The organism is Streptomyces sp. NPDC014727, from assembly GCF_043083485.1.
Classification (GTDB): domain Bacteria; phylum Actinomycetota; class Actinomycetes; order Streptomycetales; family Streptomycetaceae; genus Streptomyces.
On the sequence record NZ_JBIBYR010000001.1, the window covers coordinates 101,437 to 114,616 of the forward strand.

At 69.8% G+C, this 13,180-nt stretch carries 16 protein-coding genes and 1 tRNA gene; 6 read left to right on the plus strand and 11 right to left on the minus strand.

The window, feature by feature from the left end:
- Positions 1-145: 145 nt before the first annotated feature.
- Entirely contained in the window at positions 146-805 is a 660-nt protein-coding gene (locus tag ACF1B9_RS00475) for an O-methyltransferase (protein WP_391742159.1), read from the plus strand.
- An 89-nt stretch (positions 806-894) separates the two neighbouring features.
- Here the strand turns inward: ACF1B9_RS00475 and ACF1B9_RS00480 are convergent, their stop codons facing one another.
- The 4 genes from ACF1B9_RS00480 to ACF1B9_RS00495 all read right to left on the minus strand — a co-directional run bounded on the left by ACF1B9_RS00480 (position 895) and on the right by ACF1B9_RS00495 (position 4,197).
- Positions 895-1,125 carry a zinc ribbon domain-containing protein gene (locus ACF1B9_RS00480; RefSeq protein ID WP_351075827.1) on the minus strand — a complete coding sequence of 77 codons (231 nt, stop codon included), beginning with the start codon at positions 1,123-1,125 and terminating at the stop codon, positions 895-897.
- A gap of 75 nt (positions 1,126-1,200) precedes the next feature.
- The gene (locus tag ACF1B9_RS00485; protein ID WP_391742157.1) at positions 1,201-1,791 is read right to left on the minus strand and encodes a DUF4383 domain-containing protein; all 591 of its coding nucleotides are present in this window, start codon (positions 1,789-1,791) and stop codon (positions 1,201-1,203) included.
- A gap of 127 nt (positions 1,792-1,918) precedes the next feature.
- Positions 1,919-3,361, minus strand: a complete 1,443-nt coding sequence (locus ACF1B9_RS00490) for a hypothetical protein (RefSeq protein WP_391742156.1) — start codon at positions 3,359-3,361, stop codon at positions 1,919-1,921.
- A 71-nt stretch (positions 3,362-3,432) separates the two neighbouring features.
- A complete protein-coding gene (locus ACF1B9_RS00495; RefSeq protein ID WP_391742154.1) occupies positions 3,433-4,197 on the minus strand; it encodes a DUF4097 family beta strand repeat-containing protein in 765 nt (254 codons plus the stop codon).
- Positions 4,198-4,435: 238 nt separating this feature from the next.
- Between ACF1B9_RS00495 and ACF1B9_RS00500 the strand changes: the two genes are divergently transcribed.
- Positions 4,436-4,507, plus strand: a tRNA-Val gene (locus ACF1B9_RS00500).
- 503 nt (positions 4,508-5,010) lie between these two features.
- A complete protein-coding gene (locus tag ACF1B9_RS00505) occupies positions 5,011-5,250 on the plus strand; it encodes a helix-turn-helix domain-containing protein (RefSeq protein WP_391742153.1) in 240 nt (79 codons plus the stop codon).
- 129 nt (positions 5,251-5,379) lie between these two features.
- Here ACF1B9_RS00505 and ACF1B9_RS00510 read toward each other — a convergent pair whose 3' ends face one another.
- The 4 genes from ACF1B9_RS00510 to ACF1B9_RS00525 all read right to left on the minus strand — a co-directional run bounded on the left by ACF1B9_RS00510 (position 5,380) and on the right by ACF1B9_RS00525 (position 7,608).
- Positions 5,380-6,495, minus strand: a complete 1,116-nt coding sequence (locus ACF1B9_RS00510) for a radical SAM protein (RefSeq protein ID WP_391742152.1) — start codon at positions 6,493-6,495, stop codon at positions 5,380-5,382.
- Positions 6,496-6,556: 61 nt separating this feature from the next.
- Positions 6,557-7,096 (minus strand): CYTH domain-containing protein, encoded by a 540-nt coding sequence (locus ACF1B9_RS00515; RefSeq protein WP_391742150.1) that lies wholly within the window; start codon positions 7,094-7,096, stop codon positions 6,557-6,559.
- A 186-nt stretch (positions 7,097-7,282) separates the two neighbouring features.
- Positions 7,283-7,462, minus strand: a complete 180-nt coding sequence (locus ACF1B9_RS00520) for a hypothetical protein (RefSeq protein WP_391742149.1) — start codon at positions 7,460-7,462, stop codon at positions 7,283-7,285.
- A complete protein-coding gene (locus ACF1B9_RS00525; protein ID WP_391742148.1) occupies positions 7,459-7,608 on the minus strand; it encodes a hypothetical protein in 150 nt (49 codons plus the stop codon). The genes ACF1B9_RS00520 and ACF1B9_RS00525 overlap by 4 nt, the downstream gene beginning before the upstream one ends.
- A 322-nt stretch (positions 7,609-7,930) precedes the next feature.
- Here ACF1B9_RS00525 and ACF1B9_RS00530 point away from each other — a divergent pair, with 322 nt between their 5' ends.
- Both ACF1B9_RS00530 and ACF1B9_RS00535 read left to right on the plus strand, forming a co-directional pair.
- The gene (locus ACF1B9_RS00530; RefSeq protein ID WP_391742147.1) at positions 7,931-9,175 is read left to right on the plus strand and encodes a Twin-arginine translocation pathway signal; all 1,245 of its coding nucleotides are present in this window, start codon (positions 7,931-7,933) and stop codon (positions 9,173-9,175) included.
- A 1-nt stretch (position 9,176) separates the two neighbouring features.
- Positions 9,177-9,494: a 4a-hydroxytetrahydrobiopterin dehydratase gene (locus ACF1B9_RS00535; protein ID WP_391742146.1), complete on the plus strand. Its 318-nt coding sequence runs from the start codon at positions 9,177-9,179 to the stop codon at positions 9,492-9,494.
- 393 nt (positions 9,495-9,887) lie between these two features.
- Here ACF1B9_RS00535 and ACF1B9_RS00540 read toward each other — a convergent pair whose 3' ends face one another.
- From ACF1B9_RS00540 to ACF1B9_RS00550, 3 genes are all read right to left on the minus strand, one after another.
- Positions 9,888-11,021 (minus strand): sensor histidine kinase, encoded by a 1,134-nt coding sequence (locus ACF1B9_RS00540; RefSeq protein ID WP_391742145.1) that lies wholly within the window; start codon positions 11,019-11,021, stop codon positions 9,888-9,890.
- A gap of 167 nt (positions 11,022-11,188) precedes the next feature.
- Positions 11,189-11,263 (minus strand): 50S ribosomal protein bL37, encoded by a 75-nt coding sequence (locus ACF1B9_RS00545; protein ID WP_373302405.1) that lies wholly within the window; start codon positions 11,261-11,263, stop codon positions 11,189-11,191.
- Between the two features lie 44 nt (positions 11,264-11,307).
- Positions 11,308-12,291, minus strand: coding sequence for a MerR family transcriptional regulator (locus tag ACF1B9_RS00550; protein ID WP_391742144.1), 984 nt, complete (start codon positions 12,289-12,291; stop codon positions 11,308-11,310).
- 328 nt (positions 12,292-12,619) lie between these two features.
- Here ACF1B9_RS00550 and ACF1B9_RS00555 point away from each other — a divergent pair, with 328 nt between their 5' ends.
- Entirely contained in the window at positions 12,620-13,054 is a 435-nt protein-coding gene (locus ACF1B9_RS00555) for a hypothetical protein (RefSeq protein ID WP_391742143.1), read from the plus strand.
- The last annotated feature ends 126 nt before the right edge of the window (positions 13,055-13,180 follow it).

Here is a 13,180-nt window from a genome sequence, read left to right on the forward strand (position 1 = left end):
CTCGCATGACGGGGTGCCCGACGCGTGCCCGACCTCGCGTGACCGGTGAAGATCAGCGACTACAGTCACCGCGTTCCCGCCCGCACGCCCCGCAGCCTGCGGGGACGGGCGGCGCGGCCCCAGCAGGACCGATGAGGAGCATGTGATGACCAAGGGCAACGAAACCAAGATCACGGACGAGCTGTACGCGTACATGCTGGCGCACAATCCGCCGCTCGACGCGGTGCAGCGCGAGCTCGTCGAGACCACGTATGCCCGCCTGCCCGAGTATGCGGGCATGCAGTCGGCCGAGGAGCAGGGACCACTGCTCGCCTTTCTCGTCCGGCTGACCGGGGCCCGGCACATCGTGGAGGTCGGGACGTTCACCGGCTTCTCCGCCCTGTCGATGGCCCAGGCGCTGCCCGCCGACGGGCGGCTGATCGCCTGCGACATCTCGGAGGAGTGGACCGCCTACGGTCGGCAGGCATGGGAGAAGGCGGGCGTCGCCGACCGGATCGAGCTGCGCATCGCCCCCGCACTCGACACCCTGCGGGCGATGCCGGCCGAGCCGCACATCGATCTCGCCTATCTGGACGCGGACAAGGGCAACTACATCCCGTACTGGGAAGAACTGGTGCCCCGTATGCGGCAGGGCGGTCTCGTCGTCACGGACAACGTGCTCTTCCATGGCGGGGTGACCGACCCGCGGGCCACCGGCGGAGCGGCGGCGATCAAGGAGTTCAACGACCACGTGGCCGCCGATCAGCGGATGGACAGCGTGCTGCTCACCGTGTCGGACGGGCTGACGCTGTCCCGTAAGCGCTGAGAAGTGCTCGCGGACGGGGCGACCGGACGGTTCGGAGAACTCCGGACACACGGGTCGGCAGGCGCGACCCCCATGTCCCGCCCCGGCTCTCAGCCGCAGCAACCTCCGCCGCAGCAGCCGCCACCGCCCCCTGCGCCACCTGCCGACGGTGCGGCGGGCGCGGACTTGGCCGAAGAACCACCCACGGCCACGGTGGACAGCAGTTTCACGGTGTCGGCGTGCCCGGCGGGACAGGAGGCCGGATCGGAGGACTGGGCCATCGGGCGGCTCAGTTCGAACGTGTCTCCGCAGGAGCGGCAGCGGTACTCGTAACGAGGCATGTGCCCAGGCTATCCGGCACCGGCCGGGAGAGGCCGGGAGAGGCCGGGAGCCGGGCGAAAGGGTGGGCGAACGGGTCAGCGACGACGAACGCCCGGCATCGCCGCGTTCATCGCCTTCCGGACCATCTGCAGTTCCCGCTCGACCTCTTCGGGGTGGCGGGCCCGCCAGTACGGATTGTCGTGAGGAAGGCCGCCGCTCACCCGCCCGTACATCCCGAAGACCATCAGCATCAGGCCGACCACGAAGCTGAAGAGCACGTTCTGGAGGTGGAAGGCGAGGAAGTTGTAGGCGGTGTCGAGCAGCGCGAGATTGATGAAGCCGCTGAGGATGAAGGCGATGCCCAGAACCATGTTGAGCGTCGAGGCGAAGTTGCCGCCGATCACCATCCCGATGAACAGCAGCAGGCCGACGCAGATGGACAGGACGCTGAGCGCGCCATTGGTGTTGAGGCCCGCGACGGTGGCGCCGCCGGTGCTGAAGAAACCGATCTCGTCGATCACTCCCAGGATCCCGAAGGCCAGCAGCACCAGCCCCATCAGCCCTGCCCCGACCCGGTATACCTTGCTGAGCCGGTGATCGATCGGCAGGTGCTTGTCGAGCCGGGTGGCCCTACGAGGGCGTCGGGGAGTGTGTCGTCCGGTGGCGTGCAGTACATGGGTGGCCATGTCGGTCTCCGGTCTCCGGCGGGCGTAGTACCAGGATCCGCCCGCGACCTCGCCCCCGCACATCAGAACGGCGGCCGCGGAGACCGGCCCGGCGCATCGGGGCCGCCCTGGCCCTCCCGCCCGCACATCAGCCGCCCGCCCCGCGCTCCTCACGGATCTCGGAGACCACCCGCGCAGCCGTTTGACGCACGGCTTCGGTCTCGGTCAGAAAGTGCCAGTAGTCCGGGTGGCGCCCCTCCAGTCCGGCGATGGCGCGCTCCAGCCGGGCCACGCCGTCGTCCAGCGGCCGGGCATGGCGCGGATCTGGAGTGTTGCGCCCCGCCATGGCCAGGCGCTGGGCGTCCCGGAGCGCGAATCGGGTCCGCTGGATCTCCTGCTGAGGGTCCTTGGCCACGTCGTCGAGCCGGTGCAGCCGGTCACCGGCCGCGGACACCGCCTCGTCGGTGGCGTTCAGCAGAGCGCGGACCGTGCTCAGCCGGGACGTCGCGTCGGCCCACCGCTGCTCGTCCCGTGCCCTGGCCGCTTCCTTCAGCTTCTCCTCGGCCTGCCGCACATGGGTGGCCGCCTGCTCCGGCACGGGCTGCAGGTCCTGCCAGCAAGCCGCCGAGAACCGCCGCCGCAGCTCGCTCAGCACCGGCTCCACCGAGTCGGCCCGGGTCGTCAGTGCCTGCGCGCGGGTCCGCAGCGACACCAGCCGGTGATCGATCTCGGCGGCCCGCTCGGGCAGCTGAGCGGCCTGCGCACGTACCGCCTCGGCATCGCGCAGTACGCGGTCGGCGCGCTGCAAGGTCTCCGGAACACCGTGCCGGCCGGCGCCCTGGTTCAGCTTGGTCAGCTCAGGAGCGAGGGCTGCCAGCCGCGCGGCGAGATCGTCCGCCCGCAGTCCGGACGCCCGCACCGCGTCAAGAGCGTTGCTCGCGCCGAGGAGCGCCTGCCGGGCTCGCTCCACGGCGGGCGCGAGCCGGGCGAGCTGCGTCTCCGCGTTGCCCAGCAGCGGCCCGAGGCCCTGTGCGAACCGGTCGAGCTCGCCCTTGACCCGTACCAGCTCGTCCTTGGACTTGGTCAGTTCGGTCCTGGCCTGAATCGCGACCGCCGGTTCCAGATCGTCCCGGTCCAGGTCGTGCGCGTCGACCGCGGTGATGTACGTATGACTGGCGTCGTCGATCCGTCGCCCGAGAGCGGCGAAGTCGTCCACGGCCTTGCGCGCCCCGGGCGAACTGTCCACCGCGGTGATCGTCTCGATCGAGATCCGCAGATCGCGCTGAGCCGTGTCCAGCTCGTAGAAAGCGGCGGCGGCGGCATCTTTCGCGGCCTGTGCCTCGGCGCGCTGACTTTCCCCGCGCCCGCCGAACCAGCGCCGTGTACCGCCACCGGCGAACGCGGCCGGCAACGTGGCGGCGAGCAGCGGCACAGGCAGCAACATCAGCAAGAGGGCGTCCCCGACACCCCTGGCACCTCTAAAGCCGCAGACACCCCTGACATCCCTGGCAGCGACATCCCTGGCAGTGGCATTCCTGACGGCGGAACTCCCACCCGCTCTCGCTCGCGGCCGCGCGTGTGTCGCCGTCACATCCCTCTCCCGTGCCGATTCGCCCTGCCCGGAACATTCTCCCACCAGGTAAGGACGAACACACGGGCCGGTTAGTTCACGCTTCGCACCGTGACCCGGCCGTTGTCGCTGTGGGCCTTCACGACGTGGGGGCTGTCATCGCTGCGCGGCGCGTCCACCGAGGTGCTTCCGTTACGGGCCGTGGCGCTCACCGCGTACCTCACGGACCCGCTGGGCAGATCGATGGAGATCCTTCCGTTGTCGCTCTCGGCCTCCACGAGATCCGGCACGGCGGTGAACCCCAGCCGCACCCTGCCGTTGTCGGACCGCGCCGACACGGACGTGGCCGAGATCCCTTCGGCGGCGATGGAGCCGTTGCCGCTCTCCAGCTCGAGCGGCCCGCTGGAATCCCGGACGGTCACCTTCCCATTGTCGGCGTGGAGGTTGAGGGGCGTGTCGAAGCCGGACGCGACGACCTTTCCGTTGTCCCCCTTGACGACCACGGCCACCCCGCGCGGCACCTTCACCTGGTGCTGCGAGGCACAGTCGCTGATGATCGCCCTGCACTTCACCCGCAGCGTGAGCGTGTCGTCCTGCATCGACCACTGGGGATCGGGCCCGTTCCCGAAGACCACCCAGCCGTCGACCCGACGTGTCACCTCGACCTTTCGCACATCGGCAGGCACGAGCTCCAGGGATGTGTGCCCGGAGCGGATGGTCAGCGTCTTCCCACTGAGCGCGAACGACTTGTGCTCGGCGGGCGCGTCGGCGGTGTCCGAACTGCCGCAGCCGGTGAGGGCCAGCCCGAGAAGCGCGGCCCCGCCGGACGCGATGAGAGTGCGGGTACGGAGTGCCACGGTGTTCTGTCCCCCAAGGTTGCACGACGGGCGGTCCCCGACGGTGTGGGCTTCACCGTACGGAGGCGGACTCACCCGCCAGAATCCGGCCGGCTACCGGAAAAGGGGTGGGGATATCCCCCGGGAACTCACCAGCCCCGCCCACGCCGCCCCAGGGACCGCGCCTCCCTGCCCACTACCACCCCGGAACCGTTTGTGCCCGTGGGCCGTGGGCCATGTACGCTGTTGCCTCATCCACGGGTGCGTAGCTCAGGGGTAGAGCGCTGCTCTTACAAAGCAGATGTCGGCGGTTCGAAACCGTCCGCGCCCACAGTCGGAAACTGCAGGTGAAAGCCTGAATGGGCCCTCTGGTCGTCATCGACCGGAGGGCCGTTTCCATGATCGATGCCACATGGATGCCACATCCCCAGGAAGATGAACATTCCCCGTTCACTCCAAAAGGGGCCTGGAACTCTTGCGCTGACCACGTAAAGTGCGGCGCATGGGAGGGGCAGGAGTGCCTCTCCGCGCACGCCTGACACGCGCCTCCCGGGAACCTGTGACGCCTCGACGGGGAGGTCGGGCCCACAAGAGCGAGACCCCCACCGCACAGCTCGGTGGGGGTCTTCTGCTGTCCACGGTAGACCGCCCCGCACCCAAATGGATGCGGGGCGGGACGCCTTGACCGAGTCATGGCGTCATCCGGCGCAATCTGGCGGACACGCGAACGCCGATGCGCGGGCGGAGGCGGGTTGATACCCGCAGACTGCGTGATCAACCATTTTGCGGTTCACCGTAAAGACAAAACGATCATGATCCGGTGAATGTGGACGGGTGCGCCACTCGCCCTTACCCGCGGACCGGGTTCTCACCCGACGCCGGGCAATTGGCGAGCAGATCCGAGCCGCCCGTCTCCACGCGAACCTCTCCCAAGAGGACATTGCGTTGCGGGCTGGTATCACCCTGGGCCCGTACAACCGGATCGAGCAGGGCCACGCCGCCGCACGCATCGACACCCTGATCCGTATCGCCGACGCGACCGGTGTACCGCTCGCCGATCTCGTACGCGCATGAGCCCCGACCGGCCGACGGGGGCGGTCGACCGGGACGATTACGGGGTTACAGAGCGGGCTGTCCGCTGCTGGGGAAGGCCCCGGCCATCTGCAACGGGATACTGACAGCCGGGGTCAGCTTGAGGAGGTGCTACGTTCCGGGCCGCGCCGACGGCGCCTGCACCGCGTACAGCTTCGCGAAGCGCGCTGTTTCGTCATCCCGGAAGGCGGCCACTTCTCGGCACCGCTGGCTCATGACGAACTCGCCGAGCGGCAGGCACAGGTCCATCCGCTGAATGCACACGCCGACCATGAACGGTCCGTCGGTGGCGCGGTACAGGCGGACGCCGTAGTACCCCTCTTGGCAGTCGTCAGGGTTGTTGAACCGGCAGTCGGCGCACGTCTCCGGGAGGCGCACGGCGCGGATGCTCTTCGCGTACAGGGTCCGTCCGTCCGGCAGCCGGTACCGCACCCGCTGATCCGATGCCCCCGCCGTAATGATCCGCCGGACGGGTACGGCGCCGAGGTGGTTGACGACTTCCTGCATGGCGGCCAGCGACGCGCCGTCGTCCTCCAACGACACGAGCATGCGCACCACCACAGAACGGCCGTGCTGTTCGATGATCCGGAGCACCCGTTCCACGTGGTTGTAGTCGGGGATCACGATGTTCGCCGACACCTTGATGCCGTGCGCACGGGCCGTATCGACCGTTTTCGAGAGCGCGTCGAGCTTGCGGGCCGCGAGCTTCCGCGAGGCGAGGCGCGGCCCCTGAACCGCAGCGAGTTCTTCCGGCGTGGTCCCGAACACGCTCAGGTTGATGCGGTCGAGGCCGGCCTCGGCGGCTTCGGGTATGACGGCCGCGCCGTTCTCCCCGTTCGAGGTCAGGCCGACAGTCAGCCCAAGGCGCCGCGCGATCCGGATCAAGCCGGGCAGCTCGGGGTGAAGCGTGGGCTCCCCGCCGGTGAAGTGGACTTCGGTGGTGGGCAGGCTGCCGCGGACCGCGGCGAGCGCCAGGGCGAAGTCACTGTCGGCGGGGATGCGGGCCGGAAGGAAGTCGGCGCCGTTGGTCTTCAGGTAGATGGATACCCGACCGGAGCGCCCGGCAGTGCCGGTGAACTCACCGGCGGAGCGGTCGGCGTTGTCGGTGGCAACGGGGGTGCCCTCGTTGTGGCAGAACGAGCAGGCGAGCCCGCACGCGTCGATGATCTTCACGCGTAGGGTGCGGTCCGGCCTGACCTCGACCGGTAGGTTCTTGGGATCGTGCATGGTGCCCCCTCTCCGTACCGGCCGGAGCCGTGCGCCCCGGCCGGGAGTGACGGACGCCGACCTACTCGAACCGCAGGTCGGGAATGGAGTCCAGATCGATGCCGTACAGCCCGTAGACCTTTGTGGTGTTGATGGACGTCAGACGCTCACGGTCGATTCCGAGCGCGGCGGCCGTGTCCCAGACCTGCGCCTCGCTGTCTGCCTCGATCTCCAGGTACGGCGGGATGCGGGGCCACTCGTCGATCTCCAGTCGGACCGCGCCGAGGACATACGAAGTACGGCGGTTCTCCTGGTAGCCGCGTGGAGTCAAGCCGGTGAGGTGCAGCAGCGCGGCGGTTTCCTCGAACGAGTTCACGGTGACCTCGGTCTCGTGGGTGCCGTCGACGGCGTCCGTGGTGATCTGCTTGACGCACAGGGTGATGCCAGCGCCGGTGTCGCGCAGTCGGACCCACCGTCCGGGGATGGCCGGGATGGTGTCGTACACGTACCGGCGCATGAGCCGGGCCTCGCCCTGCTGGGCGCCGCCGGCGTCGGTGATGAGCCGCGCAGTCTTCACGGGGTCGATGTCCAGGGCCTTCGCCTCGAACTCAATGCCTGCCATGGGGGTTCTCCGATCGCTGGGCGCTGCTGTGGTCTGAACGATCGTGCAGCGTAGGGGGAACGGATGGCACTGCGGCAGACCACGCGGAGGGCCAGGTCGGCGGCTCGTGCGCGGTGCAGTCCTCCTGGATCTGGGAGGGAGGCCCGCCCGCGGCTGGTGGGCGCGATCAGCAGCCGCGAGCGGGAATCATGGCTGGTGCGGTGCGGCCTCGGCGGCCCACGAGACGCAGGGGCGGTCCCACGACGGACGGGTGTACCAGTCGCGGTGGTCGCCTGTGTGGTCGGGCTTCAGGGTGCAGCGCGCGTAGGTCTTGGGGTCCATGTCCCAGCAGCAGTGCGTGATGATTCTGGTCGATTCGGTCTTCATCGGCGGGTCTCCCGCCACGCGCGGCCGAGCCGGACCGCCGTCAGGCAGGACGCCCCGGCACGGCAGGTGGCGCACGTGGTGGTGTGGCCGAGCCAGGTGCGGTACGCGACATCTGGCGTAGTGCCCGGCTTCGTCTGGGTGGTCATGCGCGGTCCTTCGCTGCTCGCACTCGCAGTCCGGGTACGCGGACGACTGGTCCACGGTTTTGAGCGGCGTGACCTCGGCCTCAGGGCGGATCACGCGCGCCCGACCGAAGCGGTCCACTTCGTACACCTTGATCGTCATTGCCATGCCGGTCCCCGGCCTACGTCGATTGAGGGGCATTCAGTCGGTTCGCTGTACCGCCCTGCCTTCACACACTGATGATGTGCGTGCACGGTGAGCAGTGAATAGGTCGCCGGATGGCCACGGGTGGCCACGTAGCGGCCACGGTCGGGAGCGCGAGTGATGACACCTCAGACTGGACACATGAGCCGCAACGACGCGCTGCGGGCCGCCCGCTTACGCAAGGGGTGGCGAACCATCGAAGCCGCCGCCACCGCGATCACAGAGCACGGGCAGCAGCTCCTCGACGACCACCAGTTCACCGTCTCAGCCCGCACCTGGCGACGCTGGGAGGGCGACCGACCCGGGTGGCCGGCCGAGGAGACCGCGATCGTCATTCACGACGCACTCGGTCGCTGGCCGGAGGACTTGGGCTTCACCACTCCGCCGGGCTGGATCCGGCCCGAGCACCATGAAGAGGAACAGGTGCGCCGCCAAGCTTTCGGCTCCGTCACCGCTGCCGCGCTCGTTGCGGGACCGGTCGCGCCGCAGCACGTTGACCCTGCCCTGATCGACTACTTCCAGCAGCAGCTGGAGGGTCACTACCGGGCAGATATGTTCCTCGGCCCTCACGACCTGATCGGCACCGTGTCCGCGCAGTACCAGCTCATCGATAAGTTGGTCCGCTCGGCAAAGGGCGAGACCCGCCGCGGTCTCCTGCGGGTCGGTGCGGCCTACGCGGCGCTCGTTGGCTGGTTGTATCAGGACGCCGGGGACATGGACGGCGCATCCTTCTGGCGCGGCGTCACCCAGGAGATTGCGATGCGGTCACGCGATCCGCACCTCATCGCGTACTCGCTCGTCAACCAGGCCCAGGTACGAACCGATCTCGGAGACGGCCATGCCGTCGTCGACCTTTGCGAAGCCGCACTCGATGAGGCCGACCAGCTTGTGCCGAAGGTGCGCATCATGGCGATGCAGCAGCAGGCCCATGGTGCCAGCCTCACCGGTGACCGAGACCTGGTCGACCACCTCATCGACAAGGCCGACCGGCTGCTGTCCCGCGTGGACGACGATCTGCCCTGGGGCAATGCCTGCCGTCGAACCCCCGGCTACCTTGAAGTGCAGCGGGCTACCTGCTACGGGCGGCTCGGCCTTGGCGCGGAGGCGGGCGCTCTGTGGTCGCAGGTTCTTGCAATCGTGCCGGAGACCGCCCGCCGCGACCGCGGCGTGTACCTGGCTCGGCAAGCGACGGCGGCGGCAGCTGCTCGGGAGCCGGATCAGGCGCTGGAGATCGCCCGGACCGTGGCGACGATTGCGGTTGAGACTCGCTCGGCCAGGATGCGGCGGGAGTTGGTCACTCTGGAGCGGGCGATGCGGCCGTGGCAGGATGCCCCGGTCGGCCGGGATCTTGCTGAGATCCTGGAGCCCGTGGCTGAGAGGGGATGACGTGGCAGGCGTACCGAAGCCGCTGACGGACGAGGAGATTGAGGCGCGGCTGGCCGCGCTGCCGAAGTGGACTCGTGACGGAGACGAAATCACGCGACGAGTGGATATCCGGTATCACGCCGGTGTCGCGATGATCGTGCACATTGCCGACCGGGAGCGGCGCATCGGCCACCACGCGGACATCGACCTGCGGATCGACCACCTGCACATCGCAGTCACCACCCACGACGCCGACTACAAGCTGACCGAGGCCGACTTCGACCTTGCCGCCCGGATCGACGCCATCGCCGCAGCACATCAGTCCACGCCCGTCGACTGATCCCGGACGCACGAATCCGCCCCCTGCCCGGCCGTAGCCGGAACAGGGGGCGTGATGGTTCAGGAGCGTCGGCGGTCCGGCGGGAGACCGGCCACGGCGGGGGTGCTCGGTGTGGGGTCGGGACTGGACGGTGTGGTACGGCGGCAGACCAGGGCGTCAGGGCCGCCCGGCGGCGGCTGGAGGCTGTACCCGGCCGGGCACCTCTGACCATCGCGACCAGCCGCGCCGTCACGGCCGTCCTTCCCAGCAGCACCGGGCGGGCCAGCAGGCCCAGCAGGGCCCGCCGGACCGGCCGACCCCGGGACCACCGAGTCCGCGCCGTCGCGGCCCGCAGCACCAGACGGGCCAGGAGACGGAGATGCGGCCGGGCCAGTCGGCCCCGCCGGGCCGCGGTCACCCTGCCCTTCTGGTTGCGGTTGTGGGTCCGCCAGTTGCCGACCTCGACGACGCGCACGCCCTCAGCGCGGAGGGCGGCGAGGACCGCGGCAGGAGACAGAGGTGTGGCCATGGAGTTGTCCTTTCAGAGGAGTCGGGCGTAGCGGGGAGCCATGCCGATCGAGCCGCCGCCGCCGAACTTTCCGCCCGTTGTTGCGCCAGCCGCACCCGTTCATCGAGTCCGATCAGCCCTCTGCCGGTGCCCGGTACGCCCTCGGGCCGGCCTCGGGCGGGCGAGTGTCCGTTCCGTACCCGGATCCTCGTCTCCTCGGCCGTGTGGGTCACCCGCACACGCACCGCTGCGTGCGGCGCGTGCTTGGCGGCGTTGGTCAACGACTCCTGTACGACCCGGTGGGCGGCCCGCGCGACCGTCGGCGGCACCGCGTCGGCGTCGCCCTCGATCCGCAGGTGCACCGCGAGACCGGCGTCCGCGGCCTCGTCGACCAGCCGGGGGATGCCCGTGCCGGGCGGGTGGGGCGCCTCGTCGTCCGCCTCCTCGCGCAGGATGCCGATCACCTCGCCGAGCCGCTCCACCGAAGCCGCCGCCCGTGCTCGGATCTCCCCGGCCGCCGTCCGCTGGGCCTCGTCGAGTCCGGGGGCGAGCTTCAGGGCGCCCGCGGACAGGGCGATGAGGCTGAGGTCGTGTCCGAGGACATCGTGCATGTCCTGGGCGATCCGGGCCCGTTCCCGGGACCGCGCCTGCTCGGCGACGAGCCGCTGTTCGCGCTCCAGCCGGGCGGCGCGCTCCCAGCCCGCCCGCACGAGTTCCTGGTACTGGCGCCAGAAGGGCCCGGCGAACCAGGGCAGCATCGCGGCCACCACCACCACGGCGACGAACCGCCCGGCCATCAGCAGCCAGGACGGCACCAGCGCCACCGCCACCACTCCGCCCGCGACGACCGCCACGAGCGCGAGTACCGTGGGCCCGGTTCTTCCGGGCTCCCGGCCGGCGAAGAAGGCAGACACGGCCGCGGGCAGGGCCCACCACATGCTGACGGCGCTCAGCCCGACACAGCATGCCGCCGCAACGGTCAGCAGACTCCCCAGGCCGACGGCCCGACGGACCGCGCCACTGATCATCGTTCTGTACACCCGGACGACGGTACGCAGCCCACGGGCGGCCCGGCACTGCCGAAAGTAACGACCTGGTGCACGCCGGGAGCCCGCTCGCTGTCGTGCACCAGGTCGTAACCCCTTCGTGCGCTTGCACTCCCGCCGGGGGCGCGGAGACCGTGCCCCCGGCTGCCCGTCCGGCCTGCTCAGGCGTTGGGACGCTTGCCGTGGTTGGCGTTCTTCTTCTTGCGGCCGCGGCGCTTGTTTCCTCGTTTGGCCATGCTGCACATCTCCCTTATTCGGGACTATTCAGGCTTTCGTCAGTCTAGGATCGGCCCGGTGCGGCTGCACCGGAGGTGCGGCGGGCGTGGCGCGCCGGCAGCCGGGCGCGCAATGCCTCGGTGAACCAGGTGAAGGCCGGTGTCGGGTCATCCGGGGGAGGCCAGGCGTTGATCACCGCGAGCAGTTGTGCGTACCGCAGGCGGCGGGGGTCGTTCGCGGTCTCCAGCACGGTCAGCAGCCGATGACGCAGGGCGGTGTCGTCCGGGTGGCCGACATCGTGCGCGTACCGGGTCATGACGGCCTCGACGACCGGGTCCGCCCCGGGCGATGCCGGCGCGATGCCGGCCGCCAGAGCCGACGCGACGTGGTCGCGGACCGTCGCCGCCGGGTCGCGGCGCGGACCGGTCGGATCGCCTTGGGCGCGCATGGCCGCGTGGTACCCGGCCAGGCGGCGTACGGCGGCGCGAAAATCGGGGTCCTGGGACAGTTCCGCCAACTCGATCCAGGCCTCGACCTGTTCGGTGCCGGCATCGTCGGGCAGCTCGGGGGTCATCGAGCGCATGATTCCGGTGAACGCGGCGTCGGTGTCCAGGCCGCCGAACGCGGCGTCGAGGAACTCGCCCATCAGGTTTCGGCGTTGGTCCTCGGAGAGCTTGGCGAGTCTGTGCATGAGATCCATTTCCTCGGGTGTGGACCCGCGCCTGGCCACCGCGGTGAGCACCGCGCGCCGCGTGCGCAGCGTGCGGATCAGCGCCGTCAGTGCCTCGGCGTGAGCTGCGGCGACCTCGGGGAGCGAGAGCTCCCGGTCCATGACCCTGCGGATCGTGGTGAGATCCAGCCCCAGCTCGCGCAGCGTCCGCACCAGTTCCAGACGTGCGACGGCCTCGGTGTCGTAGCGGCGGTAGCCGGCCGGGCTGCGGTCGGTCGGCGGCACGATCCCGCGGTCGGCGTAGAACCGGACGGTCTTGACCGTCAGTCCGGTCCGCCGGGCCAGATCGCCGATCGAGTGAAGCGCGTCGCCGTCCATGTCCCCCACCCTCGCGTCTCCCCCCACGGGAGACTCAAGCCCGGTACGTCGTTACGTGTCCCCCTACCTTCGCACCCGCCCCACGGGGGTCGTGTCGTACGGCTGGGCGAGTTCCCGGGCGGCCCACCCGCAGGGTGTGAAGTCGTCGCGGCTCCCGGCGTCGTGGTCCCGGACGCACCCGTACGGGTCCCGCGCGACGTACGGCCGCCGCGCCGTACCGTCGCGCATCCGAGGCGTCACCCGTACGGGTGCGTCCGGGTGGTCCTGCCGCGGAGCGCCCCGCAGGGTCGGTTCTGATCCGCAGTCCCGCTTCGGCCAAGGAGTCCCCATGGCACACTCAGCGTCCACGCCCGGACCGACCCGTTCCGCGGACCAGGAGGACATCAACCCCTGGGCGGCCGGCGGAATCATGTTCGCCGGCGTGCTGCTGCTCGTCGACGGCTTCTTCGGAGTGATCAAGGGCATCAGCGGGATCGCGTCCGATGAGGTCTACGCGCGCATAAGCAACTACACGTTCAGGTTCGACGTGAGCACGTGGGGATGGATCCACCTCATTCTCGGCATCGTGCTCGGATTCGTCGGGTGGGGCATCCTCAAGGGCGCCACCTGGGCCCGGGCCACGGGTGTGGTGATCGCCGCCATCAGTCTGGTCCTCAACTTCATGTGGCTGCCGTACCAGCCGATCTGGGCGATCATCTCCATCGCCATCGACACATTCGTGATCTGGGCCCTGTGCACGGAGGACGCGAAGGCGGTCATCTGAGTGGGTGCCGATCGCGGTACCACCCGGTGCCGACTGCCCCTGCCCGGACGGCTCATCATCGCCGCCGTCCGGGCGTACGAGTCCGACTCGGTCCGCGCGCACGGTGGTCGACACATGGCGGCCCGC